Raw genomic sequence first — 25,382 nt, 5'->3', positions numbered from 1 at the left:
AAAAAAGCACAACGACGATTATCCAAAAAGTTTCGTCAAGGAAAGAAACAGTCTAAAAACTATCACAAGCAACGGATAAAAGTAGCTAGGCTTCATCTTAAAGTGTCAAGACAACGTAAAGACAAAGCAATTAAAGACGCTTTGGCGTTAGTCCAGTCTAATGATTTGGTAGTCTATGAAGCTTTAAAGGTAAGAAACTTAGTCAAAAACCGTAAACTTGCCAAGTCGATTAGTGATGCTTCTTGGTATCAATTCACTGAATGGTTGAATTATTTTGCCAAGATTTATCGGATTGTTTGTGTTGCTGTACCACCACATTTCACGACTCAAGATTGTTCAGTTTGTGGGACGAGAGTTCAAAAATCCTTAAGCACTAGAACTCATCAATGTCCTAATTGTCAAACAGTCTTAGATAGGGATCATAATGCAGCAATCAACATTCTTAAAAAAGGGTTACAATACTTGGGAAATTATCTCAACGGTACTGTTGGGCAAACAGAAACCGACCCAAACGCCTTGGGAGAGTCCGACCTCTGGGTTTTCAGTGGAGACATTGAGAATCTAAGTTGTCTCGTTGAACAAGGAATTTCTAACAGCGATGTGGAAAGAATCCCCCGTCACAGCGTAGCTTGACGGTGGGAGTATGTCAATGTAATCTCATGGCGATAGATAGTAACTTTAGGCAAATTAAATTTTTTAACTTTTCTGTTTTCTTATTGCCCAAATTAGCCAGATTGTTGTAAGCTTATGACCCAACTACAACCCGATATATTCGTCAACAATCGTCCCGATACCGATGGAGACGAGGAAGAAGACTACTTCGATTATTTTTATGATGAACCGGGTAGTGAACCAGGGACATTAATTATTGAACCAGATGCCAAACCCTCGCGGATTATTTTAATCGACTACGATGAAGATAACGCCGTTCGCAAGGTGGATATTACCCCCAATGCTTGCGCCCCCTATATTGGCACAAATACCGTGTCTTGGATGGATATTCAAGGGTTAGGTAGTGAGACGGTTTTAAAACAGGTGGGAGAAATTTTTAATCTGCATCCTTTGTTATTAGAAGATGTGGTTAATGTGCCGCAGCGACCGAAGTTAGAGGACTATAACAATCAATTGTTAGTGATTTCTCAGATGGTGCGACTGAAAGAAGATGAAAGCGGTTTTGATACGGAACAGGTGAGTTTTGTCTTGGGAAAACGCTATCTTTTAAGTTTTCAAGAGGAGGAATTACAGGACTGTTTTGAGATAGTCAGAGATCGAATTCGCACTTCCCAGGGACGAGTACGGAAATCGGGGGCGGATTATTTAACCTATTTATTATTAGATACGATTATCGATGGTTATTTTCCCGTGGTAGAACACTACGAAGATCGGATTGAAGCGTTGGAAGATGCGATTATTAGTAATCCCGATCGAGATACAATGCAGGAAATCTATGATGTCCGTCGGGAATTATTGGCACTGCGTCGCTTAATTTGGCCGATGCGAAATGTCCTACATCTGCTCATGCGTGACCATCATGGTATAGTCAGCGATGAAGTACAAATTTATTTTCGGGATTCCTACGACCACGTCATTCAAATTCTGGAAATTATCGAAGCTTATCGAGAATTAGCGGCGAGTTTGATGGATGTTTATATGTCCACTATGGGCAATAAATTAAACGAAATTATGAAGTTTTTAACCGTAATTTCGACGATTTTTATTCCCTTAACTTTTATCGTTGGTGTCTATGGCATGAACTTCGAGAATATGCCAGAATTAAAAGGAGAATGGAGTTATTTCATGGTCTGGTTAGTCATGTTAGCCGTAGCGGGAGGCTTGATTTTCTACTTCTGGCGCAAAGGTTGGTTTAAACCAATTTATTCCCTTAAAGAGGAAGCAAAAAGTTAGTTAACGAAGGCAGGAGACTCCGAGACTCCGAGACAGGAGACAGGAGGCAGGTTTTGGGGTTTTGGGGTTTTAGGGTTTTAGTTCAATTTCCCCACTTCCCCCCGCAACGCGCACGCAGTGACCACCCCACACCCCACTTCCCCACTTCCCCACTTCCCCACACCCGACGACAAACTTTTTCAGCCAACCCTAATTATTCGACCACAAATGCGAGGATTTGGCCTTGGTAACTGCCGAAGCGAATCTGTAAACCGGACTCTAGGGGAACTTCTTGGTTATGTACCTGTTTCCAGTGGCCATCTTGGTAGATAAAAGTACCAAAACGGGAGAAATCTTCGAGAAAGTATTGATAGTCTGAATCATCGGGTTTTTTACGGCAAATGATCCGACAATGGTTTTTACTAACCCATTTTTCAGTAATCTGTAGATCATTTTCCATGTCCCGTCCTATATTCATGCCACCACCACGGATTGACCATTTTCTTTCGGGACGATCGAGATAGTATAAGAAAGCGGCGGGCATGGTTCCGGAGACATTGGGCATAACCGTCGGTGATTGAGTCTCATCAAAGGTTTGCAGCAATTGCCCGTCGAATTCCGGGTGCATATAGAGGATCGGCAAAGTCCAAGCGGGTTGATTGTACTTGTAGAGGGTTAATAACTGCTGCCTGGCGATGCGAACGGCCTGATCAATAGGGACTCTCGGACCGGGAAACAACTTGGACATCTGCGCTTCTTTGTCTTTGAACCCGAAGAGGGTGCGGGTAAAAACTTCGATAAAACTCAAGGCCTCTCGATCAGCGATCGCATCTCGCATGGCCAAAACTGCGGGAACGCCGTGGTGAATCAAGACTTCCGCCAGACTGCTGCGGGGGATCATCTCCTGACCTGATTTAGCGGGATAAGCACCCCAACAGGCATTAAAAACGGTTAAAATGACCTGATTTCTCACCAAAGCTTGGGCTAACTCCGTCCCGTTTAGCTGTTCCCCTGGCCGCAGAAATAGGGAACCGCCATTGGGGGCGGCCATTCCGTGACCAGCGTAGAAAAAAGCTTGATATTTACCCGTATCCAAGGCCCGGGTTAGTTCTTTCGCCCCCGGTCGAATTAGGGTATCGACTTTGACTTTCACTCCCAAATAGGAAATCTGAGGGGGGGAACTACTGCCCCCGGGGGAGATGGCCCGGATGAGATTGGCGGCCTCGGATTCCAGTGCCTGGTCGGAATTAGTTTCTCCACCGGTATTAATGGCGGTGAGATTGCGGGAACTAGCGGCGGTTTTAATCTGTTTTTCGCCGATAACTAAGAGAATATTGAGACTATTACTCGATTTTATCGGTGGTAGTGGTTCCACATCGCTGGTGGTGCGGCTAAAGAGTATATTCGGATGCAGAGATATAGCCTGTTTACCTGCTTGCTGCATAATTTCCCAGGGCAGCAGAATTAAATAGGGATTGCGACATTCCAAGCGAATTCGCAGGGGCTGATTTTTGCCGAGGGCGATTCCCTGACTTTGGGCGAAACTTTGACTAATTGATGCTTGAAATAACCATTGCCAGAGACTAATACCTAGTTTCTGCATTAATCGACCGCCATAACTGCCGCCTTCTCCCGAAAGAGTCAGTTTAGGTCGATAATTTGCTTCTAATTGCTCTAACATCGGCAAGCTCGGCATTTTTTGCAGACAGAACATTTCCTGCCATGCCATCCATTCCGTGGTTAGACTCTCGGTCCATTCACAGTCATGATGCACATATCCCCCCGGTAGGGGTGCTTTCGTCACCCAACGGGCGAAATTATTACTCGTGGCTAAACTAGCGATGGCTAAATTTAGACTAGGGATGGCATCATCGGTCATTGTGGTTCTTGAGAAGTCTATAGAATCTTATTCTAGAGGATTTCTGAACAGCAAGGAAGAGTATTAAGTCACCAATAAACAACAAAGTTCGATAATTTTTGTTTGCCAAGATGAACGTAGGTTGGGTTGAAGCATGAAACCCAACGCCCGCATAGTTTACGCTACCGCTAACCCATCCTACAAATAATTGTGCCTCCCTACTTAACTCACCAATAAACAACAAAGTTCGATAATTTTTGTTTGCAAAGTTGCCAAAGGTTCTGCACCCCGTTTGAGACGATATTCTAATTCGAGAAGTATGGGCAAGGTGGCCAGAAGTTGCTTAGAAGAAAAGGATTGTATCTCTTTGCGAATGAAATATAGTCGCTTGGGATTGGCAATTTCGGCGGCAGCGGCGATATTTTTCTCGTCTTTTTCTCCTTCTTCAATTTTTAATTTTACTATTGCCCAAGTGCGAAATTGACCCCCTAGGGTGGCGGTGATAGCCAAGGGGTTCTCGTTACGATTTAATAATTCATTGACTAATTCGAGGGCCTTGCCTGTCTCCCGTTTTAAAATAGCACTGGCTAACTGTAGGCTGCTTTGATTGCTGGCATTGACTAAGCTTAAAATGTCCTTTTTGTCAATAGTTACCGCCGAATTATTTTTAAATAAACGCAGTTTTTCTAACTCCATCCACAGCAAGCGGCTGTTATTTCCCACTGATTCAGCTAAGAGTTCGATCGCATCGTGGGTTAATTTTACCCCCACTTCTTTGGCAATTTCCCTAACTCTTTGGGCAATTTCCTCAACTTTCCAAGGCGGAATTAGTTCAAATTCTTTAACCTCTGCCTGATTTTGGATAAACTTGCTCGATTTTAAGCGGGAGTCGGGTTTTTTGGCACTGGTTAATAACAGATAGGAATTTTCGGGTAAATTGGGCAAAGTGCGCTGTAATTCCTGGAAAATATCCTCGGAACATTGTTGACAAATAACCGTATCGGCTAACCAAACTAAACGATTTCCCATGCCGAAAACTGGAGTCATCGCTTGATTGAGGGCCTCGATAATTGCCTCATTGCGATCACCATTAATTTTATCATAATTAAACTGTATCCAATGGGGATCGAGAAGTTTTGCTTGCAGATTTTTCACCGCTTGGTTAATAGCAAATTCATCTTCTCCCCAATAAAATATTGTCGGCATAAGTTTCTTGAGGTGTTACTATTGCCCATTTTGCCAAATTTTTACAGTTTTGTCAGCACTAAGTAGGGAGGCACAATTATTTGTAGGATGGGTTAGCGGTAGTGTAAACTATGCGGGCGTTGGGTTTCATGCTTCAACCCAACCTACGTTCTATTGTCCATTCTGCCAGATTTTTACAGTTTTGTCAGCACTACCAATAATTAAATATTTACCATCGGCACTAATTACTAAAGATAACAGTTTGTCTGTGGGTTGATCAAGGGTTGCTAATTTTACTTTGCTTGTTAAAGACCAAAACTTAATCATTTGATCCGAAAGCTTGTTTAATCTGATCAGCACAAGCAGCAGAGGATAAACCCAGAATTTCCTAATATTAACTATGGCTATTCATAAACACAGGTAAAGACGATCTGACTCGATAATTTCCCAAATTAATCAAAAAATAGACTCGATCGACCCCAAATAACGCACAATAAAAAAGGAAATGTCAAAGGAGAATCGCAAATGTTGCCCTATATCCTAGCGGTCGTGGTGGGATTAAGTAGTCTCTACCTCCTCACCACCGCTTTTATCGCCCCCGATCGCCACCGTCAAGATGATTTTCTCTGGAGTGCGGTAGGATTATTCTATGCCCTTGTCCTCTGGTTGTGCGCGGGGAGGATTACAGGCGCTATCCTCCTCGGACAAGCTGCCGCGGCCATATTATTTATTGCTTTCGCTTGGCAAACTCTCAAACTCAGACAAGCACTTTTTTATCCCGACAAACCGGTTAAATTATTTACTATTGTCGGTTGGTTAGGCAATCGTCTGGGGAAAGTTACTCCCTCCCAATCCCCTAAAACTAAAGCTAAACCTGAGAAAGTAGCAGCAAAAGTCAAAGAAACGGTTAAGGAAACGGTTGCCCCCGTTGTCGAAAAAGCCGCAGCTATCGGGGAAACTATTACAGAATCAGTGACAGAAATTGGGGAAAAAGCTCAAGAAACGGTTGCCCCCGTTGTCGAAACAGCGGCAGCTATCGGGGAAACTATTACAGAATCAGTGACAGAAATTGGGGAAAAAGCTGAAGAAATTATTGATGATGGGGAAACTTTCGATGATTTCGATGATTTCGATGATTTTGATTTGGCAACAGAAGAGATCAACCCTTCCGAAAATTCCCCAGAAATTCCCCCGACTGAACCTGTCACAACTGTTGAAGTCGAAACTATTGCTGTTAGCGAAACGGTGATTATTGAAGTTACCGAGGAAGACTTGTCTCCAGAAGAAAATATCGAAAAAGATACTTCCCCAGAAACTCGCTCAAAAAGGGAAGAAAATCCCCCCCCAGAGGAAAATTTGCCCCCAGAAAAAACTGTCGGAGAAGATACTCCCCCAGAAACTCGATCGCAAGGCGCAGAAAATCCTCCCCCATCGGATTAAAAATTAAGATTATTTAGCGGGTGGGTTAGGCAATAAGTAGGTATAAAAACTTTCAGATGCCCCCCTTATTAAGGGGGGACTAAGGGGGGATCGAACGCAAAATCCATCTTTAATTTAATTATAACCAGCTACTTAATTACACAAGAAATTAACTAATTAATTTAACCTTCACCCCCCACCCAGTCAAACCAAGTTTAAAAGGTGAATGGTTTTATTTTCTCAGTACACAGGGATAGAGCTTCTCGTTTTTCGGGACGAGTCCTGAGATAATCTTCTAACCAAAGACAACCTCGATCGAGCAATTTCTGTAAATAATTATATTCCGTTTCTAAGGGCCATCGATGCTTTTGACCATCCCTAGAAATAATCACAATTTCTTGACCATCAGGACTAAAAGTGATCCCATAGACAATATCCTCTTCTATTTTAAACTCGGAGCGCAAATTTCCGTCAATGTCCCAGCGTCTAGCTGTACCATCCCTTGAAATAGTAGCGATTTTTTCACCATCGGGACTAAAACTAACTCCATAAACGGGAAAAGAATCGGTTTTAATCTCCTTTAAAAGATTACCCTGCAAATCCCAAATTTTAATCTTTCCACGAGTAGCAGTAGCAATTTTTTGATGATCGGGAGAAAAAACCAAATCATAGATAATACTATCATCAGCCGTCCAAGAATTAATCAATTGAGGTAAATGATTACTTAAATGCCAGTATTGAATTTTTCCCTCGCTTGTTCCCGTGATTATTGCTGTTCCCTCTCCATTAAAAGCAAGACTATAAATCGGTACTTGACTAGCGGTAAATTCTTGGAGCATTGTTCCTTTTTTGCTCCAGATTTGGACTTTTCCATTTCTTCCTGTAATCGCTATCTGATTACCATCGGGATGAAAAGCTATACTATAGATTGAACGCATTTTTGTGGCAAATTCTCTAATTTTCTTACCTTGTGAATCCAGTAAAGTAATCTGACCATCTTTATTAGCAATAGCGATAATATTGCCCTGGGAATTAATGCTAACACTGGTATTATCGGCCCTAGCTTGATTTAAATTGTTCAGCTGCCAAATTTTAGCCGTTTCATCACTCGATCCAGTTACCACCTCTTTTCCATCTTGACTAAATACAGCAGCAAAAACTGATTCTTGATGTCCTCTGAGAGTAGTTATTTCTTCCCCTTGCAGTCCCCAAATTTTAGCACTACCGTCACTAGATGCGGTAATTATAAACTGGCCATCAGGACTAAAATTAACACTGTTGACAAAATCTTGATGTCCCCGGAAAGTAGCTCTTAAATTTCCCTGTAAATCCCAGATTTTAGCAGTTTTATCGGCCGCTGCTCCAGCAATTTTTTGACCATCAGGACTAAAATTCACACTATAAAAAGCCTCAATATTTTCTTGACCTAAACTCAAGATAATTTTACCTGATAAATCCCATATTTTAATCGTACCATCCCGGGAAGCGGTGGCAATTTTTTGACCATCGGGACTAAAACTAGCTGCATCTATCGATCTTTTATGTCCCTTAAATACCTGTAAAGTTTCACCTGATAAATTCCATAATCTAGCGGTTTTATCCCTGGAAGTAGTCACAATTTTTTTACCGTCGGGACTAAAACTAACACTATAAACTGATTCTTGATGGTCAGGATAGGTGACTAAATTTTGTCCTTGTAAGTTCCAAATTTTGGCGGTTTTATCTTCGGAAGCGGTGGCAATTTTTTGACCATCGGGACTAAAACTAACACTATAAACTGCTCCCTGATGACCGGTCAAAGTTTGAATATTCTCACCTTTTTGATTCCAAATTTTTACCGTTCCATCCTGAGAAGCAGTAGCTATTTTTTGACGATCAGGACTAATACTAACACTATAAATAGTTCCCCGGTGTCCTTGCAGTTGGTTTTTTTCTTGAATACGATCTAAAATTTGTTGCAGGGTAATAATTGGACTGGTAGCGGGATATTTACTCAAGGGTTGCCCATCAGTAACGATATTTTTTAAACTATTTACTGCTTGCATGGCCGCAATTAAAGATTCTAATTGTTCAAATTGAAATTGTTGCCAATCACTATCACCCTTGCGCTGTAATTGAATACCTAATTGAGCGGTTTCTACTTGCTGCCACGCTTGTTTTACCTGAATAAAAGCTAAGAGAGAACCCAAAAGAGAAGCAATTAAAATTAACGAGCCAATTTTAATCCTCTTGGTGGCTTTTTGGTGAGCAATTGCTAGAATTTTATTAGCTTGTCTCTGAGTTTCTAGGCTAATTTCTGCCTCTCTTTTGTCGAGATTTTGACTAGCAGTTAAAAACTGATAATCAAGATTACTTAAGCTTTTACCCTGAGACCAATCGAGGGCGTTATTTAACGCTTTTCCGCGTAAAAGCCGCGATTCATCGCTATAATTAGACTGTTGCCAAGCGGCGATCGCCTCTGAGTAGGGACGCAATTGCTCTAATTGTTTTTCCACCCAACTAAGGTTAAATATTTCTCGATAAATAGGATTATAAACTACTAACTGATTATCCTTTTTTACCACTAATCCCGATAACCTTAATTCCCCTTGTTCCAGACTATCATCGCACAGGATTGCTCCCTTTTCTAAAATTTGTTGATAGATACCTAACAAACGACCCGCTTTGTCTTGATTTCTTAACAAGCGATCGGCAATAGTTCGCAGATGCACTGGTTCATCTTGAGATTCCCAATGATTAATAATTCTCTCTTTGATCAGCGTCTCAATATCTAAATTATTTTCCCGCAATAGCTGACAGATTTTCTGGGTTAAAAATGGCTGTCCTCCCGTCCAAAAAATAACTTTTTCTAAGCAGTCGGGTTGATAATTACTTTGACTAGATAATCCTGCGGCTAAAGGAGCAATTTCTGCCAGATTAAATCCTGTTAATTCGATCGCCTGGCCGATATTAAAAGATGTTTGCGTCTTTTCTCGAATTAAATCTGCCGGGGTAGCCACACCGAATAAAGCAAAAGTAATTCTTTCATACTGGGAATTTTCCGCTCTTTGGTTATAACAATAACGAATCAGGGAAAAAAAGTCATCTAGAGAAAACTGTAAACTGAGAATTTTATCGATCTCGTCGATAAAAATATATATTTTCTCTCCCCGACAATAAACTAATAAAACTTCCTCAATAAATTGTCCCAAACGCTGCACAGGAGGTAAATCCTCTCGCTCGCGCAACCAGGATTTAAGATTAATTTTTCCCGTCAGATTAAATCCTAAAAACAAACGGGTAATCACCCCGTTATACCATTGGGATAAATTATCATTACTACCAATACTGGTTATATCTACCGCCGCGCAATCCATGCCCAATTGCTGTAAAATATGAGTCACTCGTACCCTTAAACTGGATTTGCCCATCTGACGACAGTTAAAAACGTAGCAAAATTGACCATTTTTCAACGCCGTTAACAGTTCTCGGTCGGCATTTCTCTCGATATAGGTAGGATGGTTATAGGCAAGACTACCCCCGACACGATATTGATAATTCATTATCCTTAAACAAAATTATTTCAATGTCACCAACGGAAATAAAATAGACAATTGTGATTTATATATCTATAATGCAAGGATAATCGCTATTGACAACCTATCCCCAAAGCAATTATGAAGAAAACTTTTTTCACCTCCATCGCCGTTAGTGCCACCCTCGTCAGTGGTATTGTTTTAGGTACTCTTGATGCTGGCAGTGCCTCCGCTTGTGCTTTCGCTAAAGCTAAAGGCATTTTTGGCAGCAATACCACCTTCCCTGTGGATGCTAACAAACTTATTTTAGGGGTTGCCGCCGCTACAGGAGCAATCACCGTAGCCGGTGTTTTAAGTTACCGTCGTTTTCACTCCGGGCAGCCTCCTGAAGATGCCGCCGCTAAGCTGCCGTCGGTATTTCCTATCCCCATTCCCTCCGTCGCTTTAAACGCGGCAGTGGAGGCGGAAGAAGCGGCAGAAACCAGCAAAATCTCCTAAAAATCTGCTATATTTCCTCAAAAAAGGTGTTGGCATCCCCGCAGCTTTCCCGCTAGGCAACACCTTTTTCTGCCTAATTGTGTCCCAGTTATCAGAATTTTCAGCGATTTTTAAGTTATGTTAAAAGGTGCAACCCTACCACCAGAGGTAAAGATGGGCAACTCTATCACATTTTCTGACACCCCACTTCACAAAGATCATCACACTTGGGAGCATTTAAAACAAGCCATCGCCGCTAGTTCCGGTTTTCGGCGTTGGCAGCAAGAACAACTAGAATCAGGTAAAAATAGAGACGATGCTGATGCTCGCATTTGTTCCTATCTACGGGAAACTTTAGAAACTTTAGCCTACTAGATTGATGCTCCCCAGCTATGACTGCATGGGGACTTTTTTTGTCCGTTTAAGCTAATTTGAAGACCTTATTTTCTGCGCGCCTCGTAACCCAACAACCAGACAAAAGCGACAATTAAAGGCAGGAAATAATAAATAGCTCGATAGGCGATTAAAGAGCCTAAAAGCTCGGCATTAGATACATATTCGGGGCGTAATCTCAGCATGATAAACTCAAAAACACCTATTCCCCCCGGCACATTGCTTAATACCCCTGCCGTCATGGCAAATACGTAGAGACCGAAAAATCCTAAAAACGAAGTATTATAGTTGTCTGGGAGAAGAAGATAGAGAACTCTAGCGGCTAATATCCAATCGATAAAAGTAACCAAAATCAAAGCCAGGGAAAGAGTCCAAGAGGGTAAATAGATATTTTCTTGGCCGATTCTTATTGGTTTTTTATAGGTGAGAGTCAAGAAAAAATATCCCGTAACCAGCAATAAAAAAATTATTCCTAAAGGTTTAGTAGTTAAAAAAGGTAATTTTAAAAGTTGAGGAATCCGTTGGGGATCGAGGAGGAAACTTAAACCACCAATCCCTAACATTCCTAACCAAAAGCTTAAATGGGTAAAAGTAATAACTTTGGCAATATCCACCACCCCCACCCCCGCAGTAGTATAGAAACGATAACGGATTGCTGTCCCAGAAAATAAGGTCAAACCAATGGTATTACCAAGAGCATAACTGATAAAAGCAGTGCGGATAATAGTGCCTAAAGCTAAGGGATGATTGATATAATAAAAACCTAGGCGATCATAACCCGTCATCGACAAATAACCCAAAGCCATCCAAAAAATAGCTTCTAGCTTACGACTTGTGGTAATATGATCCAAACTAGCCAAGAGTTGGGCAAAAGTGTAGTGTTTAAATTCTTGACTAATTGCCCAGACCGCTAGAATAAATAAACTCAAGGACAGGATAATCGGAGCAAAACGCAGGATTTTTTTATACATCTTACTTTTTACGAATTACTTTTGACTCATTAAAATTTATGAAAAGATCAAAGTTAGATTTAGCTAAACGTTTAAATCGATCCCGAAAAAGGAAATATGATAAATTCCTGACTTCCTCCTTATATTTAACAATTATTCTGGGTTTATCTTATCTACTCTACCTCAATCTTCCTTGGTCTTTTCATCTTTTTGTGCATTGGGTGACTAAAGGGGGTGATTTAGACAAAATTCCTGCCAAATTTTATGCAGAACTTAATCAATTATGTTTGAGGGCAGATAGTAGGGGGGAAGTAAGAACGAGAAACTATACAGAACATACAGAAATCGCCGAATCTCTTGGTACATTTAGATGTACTTTAGTTAATGGTGGTCAAGAATGGTTAATAGAAGATTATAAATCTTTTAGTTCTGCCGATGAAGCGATTTTAGGCACTCAGTTAGCGGTTTTTATCGCCGAGATTTTGGGAACAGATTATAGTTATAACATTCGCGCTTATATTCCCAATACTAAGTATCAAATAGCTCCCAAAACCAAATCCTAGACTAGGGATGGGTTTCTCACCCATCCTTAGAAAAAAATTAGTTTTCCGATACGGGTTTTGGTCGGGAAGGCCGAGGGATAGGGGATTGTCCGGGGGTAAAAGGTCGTTTTTCTCCTTCCCCCGAAAGATGACGATTTTTATCAAAAGGCTTTTTAAAACCTCCCTTACCCATCGGTTTTTTCTTGCTGGCAAAACCGAGGTCTAAACCTTCCAAAATGGTTAAGGCATCTCCTTTAAGTTGTACCTGAAAATCCCAAAAACGACTGATCGGTTTACCAGATAAAGTACCGCGCAATTTTAGTTTAAAAAACTTGGGTTTGTCCGCTTCAGTTTTGGGCATTTGTCGGATTTTGACCACTACCGCTTGATTTTCCCGTTCGGTAAAGATGACTTCGCCTCGAATCGAGAAATAACCCGGGGTAGAAGCGAGGAGAGGCTCTATCTCCTGATCATCCTCCTTTTTCAGGGTTTCTGGTTCCCAAACACCGACAATCTGAACATGAAGGGCATCATTTTCCTGACGGGTGCGCGGATAAACCACCCAAAGATGGGGTTTTTCCAGATCGAGATGATTTTTAACCAAACTGATCACCCGACCGAGAATCACAGAATCGATCAGAGTACCATCGGCAGTTAAAATATTGCCTTTAGTTAATTGTTCCTCCGATCGCTGATAATGGCCATAGACGAGACCGATCGCCCGATACTGCCGCAGATGACTGGGAGGGGGGATCGGTTGTTGACGTTTGACTTCTTCGGGGGTGGCTGACTCTACGGCTAAATCAGCCTCGGTATGGGGGGATTCAAGGGGGACTTCCTGAATTTCCACTTCAGGGGTCGGGGGGGTTTTCGGTGATTCGGTAAACCGATTCCCAGGACGATTCATATCACACTCCTAGCGGCGGAGACACATAGTAAATTAGTAATCAAGCAAGTCAAAAGCGCGATCTGGGGGGTTACAATAACCCTCTAGGGCGACTCTACTGGCATCTAATATATTAAGAACCATGATCTTTTGACTGTCAACCCAGTCAAAACCCTTTTGAGTCTTGACCGTTTGCCCATTGTACTTAATAAAGAGCGGCCAATTCGATCGATCCCCTCATCAAATCTCCAGATTTCCATAACATTTTCTTGTCTGTCCTCTCGCACCCCAGTCTATGAAAGCCTCTCTCTCTCACCGTCGTTGGCTGTCCATCGGTCTCGTCCTGATGTTATTTGCTTTGCTGTCTTTCTCGATTATGCCGCTATTGACTTCTATTCTCAAAAGTCAGCACTCCTCGGGACAGAGTCATCTGTCCGCAGTCAAACAAGAGGAATTAGCCAGTCAAGCACTGGGTTATCAGATGGTTTTAGAGCGCGAACCCGATAATCAGACGGCTTTGCGGGGATTATTAGATACTCGCTTACAGCAGGGCGATTTAAGGCAAGCGATCGAACCTTTAGAAAAATTAGCGCAACTTAACCCCCAACAATCCGATTATCTGCTACTTTTGGCGGAAGCGAAACAGCAAATAGAGGACTATGCAGGAGCCACAGCCAGTTATCGCGCTCTTTTAGCCTCCCATCCCCAAGAGCTGCGGGCCTTGACCGGATTAACTAATTTATTTCTTAGCCAAAACCGCCCGATCGAGGCGATTAGTCTGGTCAAAGACACGCTCGATCGCGCTTTAAAAGCTGCTGCCGATCCCAATAATCCTGCTAGTTTAATCGATATCGTTTCCGTTCAGTTACTTTTAGGCAAAATCTATTTCGAGCAGCAAAATTATCCGGAAGCTTTAAACGCCTATAAACAAGCTCAACAGATGGATGTTAACGATTTCCGACCGATTTTGGCAGCGGCGATCGTACTGAAAGAACAGGGCAAAAATCAAGAGGCTCAACCCCTCTTTCAAGATGCTCTCAGTCGCGCTCCTTTTGCCTATAGACAGGAGATTCAGACCCTAGCCGACGAAAATAACAAAATTGAAGCCACAGCCCCTAATCAGTGATCAGCTTTTTCTCCCTTCTCCCCTTGAGACTTGACACTGGGGACAAAAATGAGCCGAGCGCCCACTTAATTTAATTCTGGCAATAGTTGCACCGCAAAGGCGACAATTTTCGCCATTACGACCGTAAACCCAGGCCATCGCCCCATAATTGCCATTAACTCCCGTAACGTGGAGAAAATCGCTAAAACTGGTTCCGCCTTCAGCGATCGCTGTTTCCAATACAGAAATAATGTTTTTTGTCAATAAGTCTATTTGCTCAATTTTCAAGAGATTAGCGGCAGTTTGGGGATGGATGCCACTTTTAAAAAGAACTTCATCTGCGTAGATATTGCCAATTCCTGCGACTACATTTTGATCGAGGAGAAAAGTTTTAATCGGACGACGACTTTTTTGACAGTGACTATAGAGGTAATCGGGGGTAAAATTGCGATCAAAGGGTTCCAGTCCCAGTTTTTTGAGACCGGTAATCACAGTTTCTGGGGTTTTATCGGCGGCAATCCACCAAATTTTCCCGAAAGTGCGGGTATCGACAAAGCGCAATTCTTGCTGATTGGCAAAAAAGAAGCGTAAGCGCGTATGAATCGGCAGGGGAGTGGTATCTTTTACCCAGAGCAATTGTCCGGTCATACGCAGATGAACCCCGATACTGCTACCATTATCTAAATTGGCGAGGAGATATTTGCCTCGGCGCTGCCAATTGGTAATCGTGGTCTGAGCAATTCCTTGCAGAAAAGTTGCCTCGCAATTAGGGTAGGCTAGGGTACGCTGTAATAATACTTCCCCACCGATAATTTTTTTGCCCTGGGTAACTTGATTTAACCCGCGACGCACCGTTTCTACTTCTGGCAATTCTGGCATATAAGTAATTGAACAAAATTAAGTTCTTGGTTAGGGTAGGCAAAAGACAAAAGAGGCAATAGGCAATAGATAGATAAACAGAACACCAGATTAAGGTCAATTCTACTTTAACTTTAGCCTTTCAATGGTATCAATTATTTCCCGTTCAAAACTGACTTGAGCGCGATTAGTTTTACCACCAATATAAAAGCGATCACCCGATTGTAAAGCCCAAATTTGGGAATGGGAAAAGTAACTCATTACCACTCCCATCATCAATAAACCAAAACCTAAATAGACAATAGGCACTCCCGGATCTGCCTTAATTTGTAAACCTGTACTGCCCACTAATTCGACTATTTTTAGATTAACTCCATTGATAGGAATCGTCATTCCTTCTCGTACAGCAGAGGTTAAATCTCCCTTAGCATCATAGACAACTAACGTACCTTGTAAATCTCTGGCTAAAAGAGAAACTCCCTCACTAAGATCGGTTTTAGTCGGAATCCAAGTTCCCCAGATTTGTCCATTACCTTTCGTGTCTAAACTAGCCATCGGTAGCTGTAGGATCGGACTATTATTCACCTGTACTTTTACCCCAGCAATCCCCCAACTGGTTTGATAAAAAGTCACCCCTTTATGGTGCAAAGGTTGATTAACTTGAATAGTTTTGCGATCGATCTCCTGTCCTTGATTATCGATCACCGACAAATCAGAATAAAATTGTTCTATATCACCTTTAGGACTATAATCAATCCAAAAACGATTAACTTTAATCCCCCAATCCTTAGGGAGAGAATTTTTAGATAAGGGTCCAGCTTCAATAATATTTTTAACCTGAAAACTATCGCCACTAGCTACCATTTCTTGAGCGAAAAACCCGGTTAACGCTCCCCAGATCGCTCCTGCTAAAATAATTAACATGGCTGCATGAACGATAATCGGACCGATTTTACCAATCAGACCTTTACGAGCATAAAGACTGTTATTTTCTAGAAAAACTTTGTAGCCTTTTTTTTCTAACAAAGGGGTGAGGGATTCTAGGGAACCGGTTTCTAATTCGGCACTTAAAGCTAGTTTTTGAAATTGGCGAGATTGTTGATAAAATTGCCAGTTTCTGGCGGCCTTTAAAGCGGGAAATTGTCGTCGGAAGGTGCAAGCGGTTAAACTGGAACCAAAGAGAATTAATAATGATAGATACCACCAAGTGCTATAAACATGATTTAATCCCATTAGTAATAAAACTTTCCAAGTCAGAAACCCAAATAAAGCGGGTTTCTCAGGATAATTAGCTTGGTAGAAAGATAGAGATTGACCCTGTTCGATTACTGTCCCAGAAATGCTAAAAATAGCGATTAAAAGTAAAAGGATAATTGCTAATCGCAGATCGGCAATAGTCTGGATAAATTTACGTCCCCATCGGAGCGGTGTATTTTTAAAATTTGAGGAAGTTTCCGATATAGTCATAGGACCTCTTGTAAAGATCAAAAATTGTTGTTAGGGTTAGGAGTTAGTAGCCAGTAGTCAGTAGTCAGGAGAATTAAGAATGAATAATAATCAATTAGGCTGTATCTCACATTTGCAGAAACATCGACAACCAGCAATTATCAGTGATTCTTAAATTATCACAGATATATCAGCAGCTGTCTGTAGGCATCCCACCGAAAAGCTAATGCGCGGGGGGTTTGGGGGGTTCTACCCCCCAAAAGCTTGGATTGAGTGATAAAATCGGAAGTAATGATCAATTTTAGAAGATAGTTTACCTTTAAAAATCCCAACTCAGCAGATTTACAAAAATGAGCAGTTTTTAAACCCTCAAAAATTAATTATGCAAGAGGTTCTATAGTTAAAAGTTGGGCCATTTTAGCCAATTATCCATTGTAACTCTCCACCATCACAGCAGACGGGATAATAAAGAAAAAACTCCAAAACCGATTAATAAAACCCCACTGACAGGATTAATCCACCCGGACCATTGACGCAGGGAAAGAAAGCTTTTCAGCGAGGCAGTAAAAGAACCGACGATAATTAAGGGTAAAACATAGCCAGCAGTGTAGGATAACAATAATCCCCCTCCTAAGCTTAAATCCCCCGTATTTGCCACCCATGCCAATAGAGTTGCCAGAACAGGTGTACTGCAAGGAGAAGCGATTAAACCAAATGTTAAACCGAGAAGATAGGACCGCAAAATCGGGGGAAAATCGCCGGTAATCCAATCGGTAGCGCCAAGGGAAGGGAAGCGCAGGGGTAATAATTCCAAGAGGTTTAACCCCATCAAAATAGCGATCGCACTGACGATAATTGGTAAACCGATCCCCACCTGTCCATAGACTTTTCCTAAAGTAGCGGCAATTAGTCCCAATCCCGCTAAGGTGGTGGCTAATCCCAGAGAAAACCATGTGGACTGCCAAAAAGCCGCTAAACGACCTTGATTTTCGTAACCCCCGATATAAGCGACGGTAATCGGCAACATCGACAGCATACAGGGGGTAAGACTGGTGAGTAAACCGGCTAGAAAAATCACGGCAATACTGACAAAACTAAGGTGAGTTAGTTGGGAAGTCACTAAGCGATCGGCGTATTGTTCAAGGTGATAGAGTTGAGTCTGTAATTGGTCTAACATATCGGGGAATTTTTCAGGCTAAATTTGGCTCATTTCTAGGATATTACCATCGGGATCACTGACAAATAATGCCTTTCTGCCTGAGGCACTCATTTGAATTGTATAACCTTGACTTTCTAGATAGTTAACCATGGTTGCCACGTCATCAATAGCGAAGGCAATATGAGGATTGCGTCCCCATTTTTCGGGATTGGGACGGTAGTTTTGGTAATTGGTATCGACAATTAAATGAATTTGATAATCTCCCACTTGATACCAAACCCCATCGTATTGCAAAGGGCGATCGATTCTAGCCAATCCTAGAACATTTTCGTAAAAGTTAACGGCTTTTTCTAGATCGGTGACTAAAATCGCCGTGTGTAAGGATTCTGTAATGTTCATAGTTAATATCTGACTCGCGGATCGAGCCAACTATAGGTTAAATCGGCAATTAAGTTAAAGATAACAATTAAAATCCCATAGATAAAGGTAATCGCCATCACTACAGGGGTATCACTGCGGGAAATAGAATCAATTAATAAAGCACCGATACCCGGTACACGAAACACTTGTTCTGTAACTAAAGCACCGGTAAAAATTGAGGGAATATCGAGAGCAATCAGGGTGACAACGGGGATTAAAGCATTACGCACTATATGCTTAGTTAGGACAGAAAAATTAGTTAGTCCCTTGGCTAAGGCAGTTTTAACGTACTCTTGGTGAATTTCTTCAGTTACGGAAGAACGCACAAAACGCATCAACATCGCCCCTTGATATAAGCTTAATACAGTTACGGGCATAATTGACTGTTTAACCTGCTCGATCAAACTATTAAAATCGCTAATTTCTAGGGTACTGTTATAAAAAGATGGTAGCCAGTTTAACTGCACACTAAAGATAATAATTAATAATAATCCCGTCACAAAGGTGGGTAAAGAAAAGCCAAGTAGCGAAAAGGTAGAGATGATTTTGTCTAACCAAGAATAGCGCTTGACTGCTGAAATTACGCCTAAAGGAAAAGCAATTAAAACCCCGAAAATATAGGCAATACCGACAATCCAGAGAGTTGTGGGTAAACGCTGCCAAATGAGGGTAAAAACCGGGCTGCGACTGGTGAAAGAATAGCCCATATCTCCTTGAAGAAATGCTAACAACCACTTGACATAACGCACCGGAAGGGGTTGATCTAATCCGAGACTTTTGCGAATATTTTCTCGCACCGCTTCCGTAATAGCGGGATTAGCGGCAAATTCTCCCATCGGATCCCCCGGCGCTAGGGCCAAAATGCCAAAAACCACCATACTAATAGCTAAAAGAGTGGGAATCGAAAATAATAATCTTCTCAGAAAATATTTGAGCATTTATTTACTACGCTTCCAGTCCTTGATGTTCCAAGTATTTCTATCCCAGGGAGTTAATTCAAACCCCGACAAACTATTGCTAATTGCCACCACATCGGCACGATGAACTAGGGGAATAATGACAAAATCATTAATTAACATATCATTCATTTTAATTGCTATTTCTCTCCGTTTTTCTGGGTTTAATTCTTGACTAAAAGCTTGCCATAATTTATCGTATTCAGGATTGCAATAACGAGCATAATTATCCCCGGCCCAACCATCAGCTTTTTGGGGAATTTCGCTACAAGTAAAGGTTTTAAAATAGGCTTTTGGATCGGGACTATTATTACCTGTAGTGTACATTTGTAGGTCAGCATAAAACTTTTCTACCGTGTCATCGTTAGCAGGATCGCTAGAAAAGAAAATACTGGCATCAATAGTTTTTAATTCTACTCCTACCCCGATCGCTTGTAAACTTTGTTTGATAATTTCTTGGGTTTTCTGACGAAGAGGATTGACAGTGGTTTGAAAAACTAATTTCATTTCTACCCCATTTTTATCCCTAGTACCATCACCATTACTATCTTTCCATCCCGCATCATCTAGTAATTTCTTAGCCTTTTCTAGATTAAATTCATAGCTAGTATTGGGAGAATTATATTCCGATGGCATCACAATAAAATTAGGAGTTGTTTTCCCAGTAATACCATAAAGTTGCGTGGCAATAGTATCTCTGTCAACGGCTAAAGATAAAGCTTCTCTTACTTTCACATCACTCAAAAAAGGATGGGGAAACTTAATACTAGACCTTTCACCTTCAGGAGTAGCTTGATTAGGATCACTCAGATTAAATAAAACTCGTTCAATCAAAGAACCGAAACTAGATATTAACTGACCTTGACCCGCTTTTTCTAAATCACTTAAAACCTTGGCCTCTACTTGCAAATTATAGGCATAATCCGCCTCCTGTGTCTGTAAAACCGCTCGTGCCGCAGAAGTTGCATCACCTCCTCCTTTTAATTCTATTCTTTGAAAACCTAATTTATCCGCTTCTCGAAAGAAAGAATTTGGTTCATAAACTGCCGTATCTCCCGGTTTAAATTCTACCACTTTATAGGGTCCAGTTCCCACCGGTAATAAATTAGCGGGGGCCTGGCGTGCCGTTTCATTGCTATACTTTTCATAGAGATGAGCAGGTAAAATCATCCCTTCTGTTCCCACAAAAACTAATGACCAAGCGGGATTAACTTGCTTAAAAGTTATTTTAACCGTATGGGGATCGATCGCTTCTACACTTTTAACTATTTCATAATTGCCGGCGCTAGTAGAACCAGTTTTCGGATTGGTAATAAAATTATAGGTAGCGATGACATCTTTGGCAGTAAAAGGAGTACCATCCGACCATTTAATATCTTTTTTTAGCTTCCATGTCACCGATTTACCATCCCGGGCAACTCCCCCATTTTCAATAGTAGGAATTTCTGCTGCTAAAAAAGGAACTAATTCCCCTTTTTCATTAAAACTAGCCAAAGGTTCTAAGGTAATGCGACTCGCTTCTGAGTCTTTAAATCCCGTGGAGAGATGGGGATTTAAAATCGTCGGCGCTTGCCAATATAAAAGTTTTAAAGTTTCTGAATTATTATTGGTCGTTGCCGGAGGATTATTAGCTGTTTGTTGATGACAAGCACTAAAAAGCAGCGTACAACTAAGGGATAAAATTAACAGGGGCAAGAAAAGCGATCGCTTAAACATTTTTAATGACAATCAATAGTTCAACAGGGTGACTTAGGTGATTCCCTACCCCACCAATAACAAGTTATCAGACATTGAGTCTTGATCTCGATCAATTAATTGATTATTTGCCTTTATCCATTCCTAGTCAAGTTAAATCGATCGTGCTATAATAGCGGGCTTGTACTAGACAATAAAATTCTAGGGACGGCGACGAAAATGCTTATGACCTTATTTCATCAGGGTGCGACAGCAGCGGAAATCGTTAATCGTTACCCATCACTAAATCTAGCTGACGTTTACGCCACGATCGCTTTTTACCTCAAGCACCAATCGGAAGTAGAATCCTACTTGCAACAGCGACAACAGCAAGCACAGGAGATTCGGGTAATCAACCAAGGGAGATTTGACCCCCAGGGATTGCGAGATCGCTTTCTTGCGCGTAAAGCATGATTAAGCTTCTGGTTGATGAGAACTTTGATAATACTTAACTGGTGCGTTACGGCGGATTACTAATTTTGATTTTTCATTCCAAGCTTATCACCGCCTAACGCACCCTACAAAATTGCTATATCTTATGTGCTGCATCTGACCAAGCGACTTGAGCAAGCGATCGCACGATGAAAAAGTCTGCCAACTGACAAGCAGGATGCGATCGCGACCCCCATTCTGAAAGTAACCCCTAAACCTCAAGAGCAAGGATAAGGAGGAAATTCCATTTCGGATGTTAGATTACCGAGTTCAAGGGTTACAGGGCTTGCTTTAGGGCGCTATACTGGTCTATACTGGTTTTCAAGATTAGATCGCTGATTCTCTGGTTCGGATAAACTTAATTGTGTACCTTTTGACCTTAAGCAAATTCTTATTGTTAGAGGAGATCTGTTTGTGGAAGAAAAGATTTTGCAGTTTGTTGCATTACGTAGCTCCTATGACTGCGTAATGAACTCAATAGAAATGATTACAAAAAACTTTGAAAAATTGCTTAAAGAAGTTGGTGAAGAAAGTCTAATTTCTAGGAATGGATATGGTGATAAAAACTTTAGATTGCTTCAAGATAGGGCAAAATCAGAGCTTTTGAGCATAGCTTTTTTTGGAGCATTTTCTTCAGGAAAGAGCTTTCTAATTAGCGGATTAAATCAAAAAGTTGATTGGTATGAACGCGATGGTCGAGATCAATTTGCACCACTGCTTCCTACTTCTCCCCGTCATACTAGTAATTGCCCTGTAGCTGTAGAGCCTGTTGTTTCTGGAAGAGCAGATGAATTTGCTGTTTTGTTTGAAGGTTCAGATATTTGGGAGCAGAAAAATCCAGCAATTGCAATAATTCAGGCATACGTTACAGATTTGCCCAATGTAGTGTCGCAACGTCTCACAAACAAAGATAGGACGCGAACGGTTCGGACGGCAAGGATTGGTATTAGTTCGGCAATCATGAAAGCAAGACTATACGATTTACCTGGCTTTGGAGCTATTGGTGCTAATTATGAAGGGGTAATCCGAAATTTTGTTCAACAGGCAGATTGCATTACTTATGTGGCTGGTGCAATCAAACCGCTTGACGAAAAAGATTTAGAACTTTTAAGAGATGTTTATACCCATCACAAGCTTACTGGAAAGCCTGTATTTTTTGTCTTAACTCAAATAGATAGAGCATGGGATATTGATGCTGGTAGTGGAAAGATTCAGTGGGAAGAAGTTCGTGATGCAAACAACGAATTTCTTGAGCAAAACTTTCTAGTAGAGGGTCGGGCAGATAGTACATTTATAGGAGAGGGTTTTATTCCTGTATCACCAGCACTTGAAGCAAAAGGGATAGCTCTTTCCGCTCAGTCTCATGAGAATTCTCAGAGGTTCATAGTTGAGAGTGGAATGGCTATTCTTCGAGGAAGATTTGATGACTATCTCCAAAATACTAGTGGTCCAATGCACCTTGCTGAACTTGCATCTGAAGCACAAAAGCTTCTTTTAAGACTATCTCACGATATGCAGCAGAGGTACTTGTCCGAATCCACACCAGTAACGGAAGCCAAAAATGCAATTATCGGCTACAAGGCTCAACGTAGAATACTAATTGATAAGAAGACTATGGTTGAGAAAGAGTTGAGAGAACTTGGTCAAGTAGCAATAAGGCGAGCTTTTGCAGGCAGCGATCCTGACGATTTAGTTGCTTTTCTGAAAGAAAAGCTGAATGAGAAGATAAAGATGAGTGATGTTCTGAAAGAAAAAGAGATTCATCAAATTGAGACTGAGAAAGTCATCTTGGTCAGGGAGTGGATGAGTCGCAGTTCTAAGTCTCTTATTCCAAGGTGGGTAAGTTCTTGGGAATCTTTCTACAGACAAACTAATGAGATTGTGAACCATTTACTAGAAGAAGCCTTAACTGCGCAGCAAAAAGCTGTAGAAGAAAATTCTAAAGAAGAAGTTGATATCACTGCTGCAAAGGTTGAGGAACGCCTTGCATCGAAGTACGAGGATATGAAAACAAAGACATTTAAGGATACTATAGACCTTATGTACAAAACCTGGGGAACTTGGACTGTAATGGCAGGGGTTGGTGCTGCTACTTCCCTGCCTCAGGTTGTTGCGCTTCTAGGTGTGGGTTCTACTCCTGTTGGCTTGGGGATTCTTGCTACAGCTCTAATTGGTGGTGCATATGGGCGCTATAAATTAGTCAAACAACGTGATGAGCGACGCGAAATGATGATGACAGAGTTTCCTGAGTACGCTCAGAAGATTGTGCGTGAATACCGTGTTCAGGCTGATGAGTTTATCAATAGTCGGGTTGGCTTTCTAGTTGAGATAATTGATAATGAAATTGATGCTTTATCTAACTCAATTGACTCATTAGAACAACGACTAAAAGAAGGAGAATATCTGAATAAGAACAAGCGTCTGGAAGATCTAGATTCATTGATACAGAGATGTCAAGAAGTCAATGCTCAAATTGATGAATTCTACGCTTCTGTTGCGAATACTCGAACTGATATGCAAAATGCGTTGATGTTGAATGCTGGAAGTTAGAAGAGTGCGGACGAGATCTAACGACCGTGTTGCAGAGCGATCGCTGATCTTGTAGGGTGCGTTCCCTAATGCAAGTCCCACTGATCCAGCGATCAATTTTGGGGAACGCACCATGCCCATTGATTAAAGCTGTGGGTTTAAGTGCAATGCCGCTCTTGTGGGACCAGTTGGGGAATGTTAGCGAAGATTCCCGATGTTTAGGTTAAAATAGAGGGCAAAAGTTGCCACAGGGTCAAGCCAATGACAATCCATCAACCCCGCTATAGCAAAGAAGAATTTGCCCAACGTGGCGATCTGATTTATCAAACTCAAATACGTCCACAAGTCGAATTGGGTAATCAGGGCAAAATTGTAGCAATTGACCTTGAAACTGGCGACTTTGAAATTGATGCGCGTGAAATACTTGCTTGCAATAGACTCGAAGCCCGTCACCCAGATGCTCAAATCTGGATTGTTCGAGTCGGTTCTCGCTATGTTCGCCGATTTGGTGGACGTACAAAGAGATTAGTATGATCGCAGGAATCGTTAACGCGGATTTTGAGGCGATTATTTCACTTTCGATATGTGACTCTGAAGGAAATATTTACGCGCAAGATGCGATCGTTGATACAGGTTTTAATGGTTGGCTTTCATTGCCACCAGACCTAATCGATCAGCTAAACCTGAAATGGAAAAGACGAGGACGCGCTATTCTTGGTGATGGTAGCGAATGCGTTTTTAATGTTTATGAAGCCGTCGTAATTTGGGACGGAGATTATTTAACCATACCAATTGATGAAGCTGATTCCGAACCTCTAGTTGGAATGTCATTAATGGAAGGCTATCAACTCACAGTTCAAGTATTTGAAGAAGGCAGCGTAGAAATCCGCAAAGTAAGTGTCGTCTAACTAGAACGTTATGCCGCTCTGGGTTAGGTCTGTACATCAGGCTTATCTGTTAGATGCTTGAATCTGTGTTTGTATTCCAACACTTCGTTAATCGATAAGTACCTAAGCAAAATTAATTACACATATCTAACCCCGCTCTTGCCTCTTGCCCCTTGCCTCTTGCCTATCTTCACTAGGAAATTAATTTTGCACGACTACTTAGCTATATAGAACCCAGCCAATGAGTATGAGTGAATCCAACGAGTTTGACATCACAACGCCAGAAAAACGGCTTAAAGCGCTTACCTTCTTGGCGCAGAATAGTTTGCTTGTAGCACTTGTTTTGGACGGTATTTCCCTTCTTGCATCAGGTACTAACGAAAAAGAGATTGCAGAATAAAGAAAAGTAGCGATTGACATTATTCGAGCAGGAAAAGAAAATGGTGTTGATGAAATAGAGATTACAATGTCTCAGAAAGCTGGTGTTGGTCTATCTTCAGAGGTTGATGGTGTCCCAATTGAGTTTATTGTTGGTGCTTCAGGTACAATGAAGCTAAAGGTGCGAAACGTTTAGGCATGAAATAAGGTTGAAATACCTGAAATAACCGCCTAGTAAGGTCTTCAGTCCCCTGACTGAATCTAACAGGTCAACCCTGACCAACCTTATAACTGTTTATATGTCCCGACGTTTAGTATCACATCGATACCAAACTAGGCAAGGGAACTCAAGGTCAATACACTTGTAAT

The 25,382-nt window shown here is 41.4% G+C and carries 24 protein-coding genes; 12 read left to right on the top strand and 12 right to left on the bottom strand.

The window, feature by feature from the left end; all coding sequences use genetic code 11:
• A partial coding sequence (locus O9324_RS11455; protein ID WP_288140242.1) for an RNA-guided endonuclease InsQ/TnpB family protein occupies nt 1-633 on the top strand: 633 nt, incomplete at its 5' end.
• A 114-nt stretch (nt 634-747) separates the two neighbouring features.
• Nucleotides 748-1,905, top strand: a complete 1,158-nt coding sequence (gene corA / locus O9324_RS11450) for a magnesium/cobalt transporter CorA (RefSeq protein WP_004268014.1) — start codon at nt 748-750, stop codon at nt 1,903-1,905.
• 193 nt (nt 1,906-2,098) lie between these two features.
• On the opposite strand, the gene O9324_RS11445 is transcribed toward corA, so the two are convergent.
• The 3 genes from O9324_RS11445 to O9324_RS11435 form a co-directional block, all read right to left on the bottom strand.
• Nucleotides 2,099-3,763 (bottom strand): CHAT domain-containing protein, encoded by a 1,665-nt coding sequence (locus tag O9324_RS11445; RefSeq protein ID WP_288140241.1) that lies wholly within the window; start codon nt 3,761-3,763, stop codon nt 2,099-2,101.
• A gap of 201 nt (nt 3,764-3,964) precedes the next feature.
• Nucleotides 3,965-4,948 (bottom strand): DNA polymerase III subunit delta, encoded by a 984-nt coding sequence (holA, locus tag O9324_RS11440; protein WP_288140240.1) that lies wholly within the window; start codon nt 4,946-4,948, stop codon nt 3,965-3,967.
• Between the two features lie 150 nt (nt 4,949-5,098).
• On the bottom strand, nt 5,099-5,254 hold the full coding sequence (locus O9324_RS11435) for a WD40 repeat domain-containing protein (protein ID WP_223211809.1): 156 nt from the start codon (nt 5,252-5,254) through the stop codon (nt 5,099-5,101).
• A gap of 198 nt (nt 5,255-5,452) precedes the next feature.
• On the opposite strand from O9324_RS11435, the gene O9324_RS11430 reads away from it, so the two are divergent.
• Nucleotides 5,453-6,367, top strand: coding sequence for a Ycf66 family protein (locus tag O9324_RS11430; protein WP_288140239.1), 915 nt, complete (start codon nt 5,453-5,455; stop codon nt 6,365-6,367).
• A gap of 194 nt (nt 6,368-6,561) precedes the next feature.
• Here the strand turns inward: O9324_RS11430 and O9324_RS11425 are convergent, their stop codons facing one another.
• Entirely contained in the window at nt 6,562-9,888 is a 3,327-nt protein-coding gene (locus O9324_RS11425) for an AAA-like domain-containing protein (protein ID WP_288140238.1), read from the bottom strand.
• A 114-nt stretch (nt 9,889-10,002) separates the two neighbouring features.
• Between O9324_RS11425 and O9324_RS11420 the strand changes: the two genes are divergently transcribed.
• Nucleotides 10,003-10,359 carry a hypothetical protein gene (locus O9324_RS11420; protein WP_190722616.1) on the top strand — a complete coding sequence of 119 codons (357 nt, stop codon included), beginning with the start codon at nt 10,003-10,005 and terminating at the stop codon, nt 10,357-10,359.
• Between the two features lie 117 nt (nt 10,360-10,476).
• Nucleotides 10,477-10,713 carry a hypothetical protein gene (locus tag O9324_RS11415; protein ID WP_287731045.1) on the top strand — a complete coding sequence of 79 codons (237 nt, stop codon included), beginning with the start codon at nt 10,477-10,479 and terminating at the stop codon, nt 10,711-10,713.
• A 65-nt stretch (nt 10,714-10,778) separates the two neighbouring features.
• On the opposite strand, the gene O9324_RS11410 is transcribed toward O9324_RS11415, so the two are convergent.
• A complete protein-coding gene (locus O9324_RS11410) occupies nt 10,779-11,702 on the bottom strand; it encodes a lysylphosphatidylglycerol synthase domain-containing protein (RefSeq protein ID WP_287731046.1) in 924 nt (307 codons plus the stop codon).
• Between the two features lie 38 nt (nt 11,703-11,740).
• On the opposite strand from O9324_RS11410, the gene O9324_RS11405 reads away from it, so the two are divergent.
• Nucleotides 11,741-12,244 carry a hypothetical protein gene (locus tag O9324_RS11405; RefSeq protein ID WP_287731047.1) on the top strand — a complete coding sequence of 168 codons (504 nt, stop codon included), beginning with the start codon at nt 11,741-11,743 and terminating at the stop codon, nt 12,242-12,244.
• 37 nt (nt 12,245-12,281) lie between these two features.
• On the opposite strand, the gene patR is transcribed toward O9324_RS11405, so the two are convergent.
• Complete coding sequence (patR, locus tag O9324_RS11400; RefSeq protein ID WP_061430211.1) at nt 12,282-13,130, bottom strand: heterocyst master regulator PatR; 849 nt, start codon at nt 13,128-13,130, stop codon at nt 12,282-12,284.
• A 274-nt stretch (nt 13,131-13,404) separates the two neighbouring features.
• Between patR and O9324_RS11395 the strand changes: the two genes are divergently transcribed.
• The gene (locus O9324_RS11395; protein ID WP_190722620.1) at nt 13,405-14,235 is read left to right on the top strand and encodes a tetratricopeptide repeat protein; all 831 of its coding nucleotides are present in this window, start codon (nt 13,405-13,407) and stop codon (nt 14,233-14,235) included.
• Here the strand turns inward: O9324_RS11395 and O9324_RS11390 are convergent, their stop codons facing one another.
• The 6 genes from O9324_RS11390 to O9324_RS11365 all read right to left on the bottom strand — a co-directional run bounded on the left by O9324_RS11390 (nt 14,236) and on the right by O9324_RS11365 (nt 20,769).
• The gene (locus O9324_RS11390; protein WP_287972982.1) at nt 14,236-15,093 is read right to left on the bottom strand and encodes a DNA-formamidopyrimidine glycosylase; all 858 of its coding nucleotides are present in this window, start codon (nt 15,091-15,093) and stop codon (nt 14,236-14,238) included. It abuts the gene before it with no gap.
• 102 nt (nt 15,094-15,195) lie between these two features.
• On the bottom strand, nt 15,196-16,539 hold the full coding sequence (locus O9324_RS11385; RefSeq protein ID WP_288140237.1) for a cytochrome c biogenesis protein: 1,344 nt from the start codon (nt 16,537-16,539) through the stop codon (nt 15,196-15,198).
• Nucleotides 16,540-16,966: 427 nt separating this feature from the next.
• A complete protein-coding gene (locus O9324_RS11380) occupies nt 16,967-17,695 on the bottom strand; it encodes a cytochrome c biogenesis protein CcdA (protein ID WP_002736734.1) in 729 nt (242 codons plus the stop codon).
• An 18-nt stretch (nt 17,696-17,713) separates the two neighbouring features.
• Nucleotides 17,714-18,076, bottom strand: a complete 363-nt coding sequence (locus tag O9324_RS11375) for a VOC family protein (protein WP_287731052.1) — start codon at nt 18,074-18,076, stop codon at nt 17,714-17,716.
• Between the two features lie 2 nt (nt 18,077-18,078).
• Nucleotides 18,079-19,035, bottom strand: a complete 957-nt coding sequence (locus O9324_RS11370) for an ABC transporter permease (RefSeq protein ID WP_002799050.1) — start codon at nt 19,033-19,035, stop codon at nt 18,079-18,081.
• Nucleotides 19,036-20,769 (bottom strand): peptide ABC transporter substrate-binding protein, encoded by a 1,734-nt coding sequence (locus O9324_RS11365; protein ID WP_288140236.1) that lies wholly within the window; start codon nt 20,767-20,769, stop codon nt 19,036-19,038.
• Between the two features lie 204 nt (nt 20,770-20,973).
• On the opposite strand from O9324_RS11365, the gene O9324_RS11360 reads away from it, so the two are divergent.
• From O9324_RS11360 to O9324_RS11340, 5 genes are all read left to right on the top strand, one after another.
• Nucleotides 20,974-21,201: a DUF433 domain-containing protein gene (locus tag O9324_RS11360; RefSeq protein ID WP_288140235.1), complete on the top strand. Its 228-nt coding sequence runs from the start codon at nt 20,974-20,976 to the stop codon at nt 21,199-21,201.
• 432 nt (nt 21,202-21,633) lie between these two features.
• Nucleotides 21,634-23,769, top strand: a complete 2,136-nt coding sequence (locus O9324_RS11355) for a dynamin family protein (protein WP_288140234.1) — start codon at nt 21,634-21,636, stop codon at nt 23,767-23,769.
• Between the two features lie 240 nt (nt 23,770-24,009).
• Nucleotides 24,010-24,282, top strand: coding sequence for a hypothetical protein (locus O9324_RS11350; protein WP_288140233.1), 273 nt, complete (start codon nt 24,010-24,012; stop codon nt 24,280-24,282).
• Entirely contained in the window at nt 24,279-24,656 is a 378-nt protein-coding gene (locus O9324_RS11345; RefSeq protein WP_002789225.1) for a hypothetical protein, read from the top strand. The genes O9324_RS11350 and O9324_RS11345 overlap by 4 nt, the downstream gene beginning before the upstream one ends.
• A 226-nt stretch (nt 24,657-24,882) precedes the next feature.
• Complete coding sequence (locus tag O9324_RS11340; RefSeq protein ID WP_223210391.1) at nt 24,883-25,035, top strand: hypothetical protein; 153 nt, start codon at nt 24,883-24,885, stop codon at nt 25,033-25,035.
• The last annotated feature ends 347 nt before the right edge of the window (nt 25,036-25,382 follow it).

Source organism: Microcystis sp. LE19-84.1B, from assembly GCF_027531875.1.
In the GTDB taxonomy this organism is placed as follows: Bacteria; Cyanobacteriota; Cyanobacteriia; order Cyanobacteriales; family Microcystaceae; genus Microcystis; species Microcystis panniformis.
This window is presented reverse-complemented; position numbering and strand designations above follow the sequence as displayed.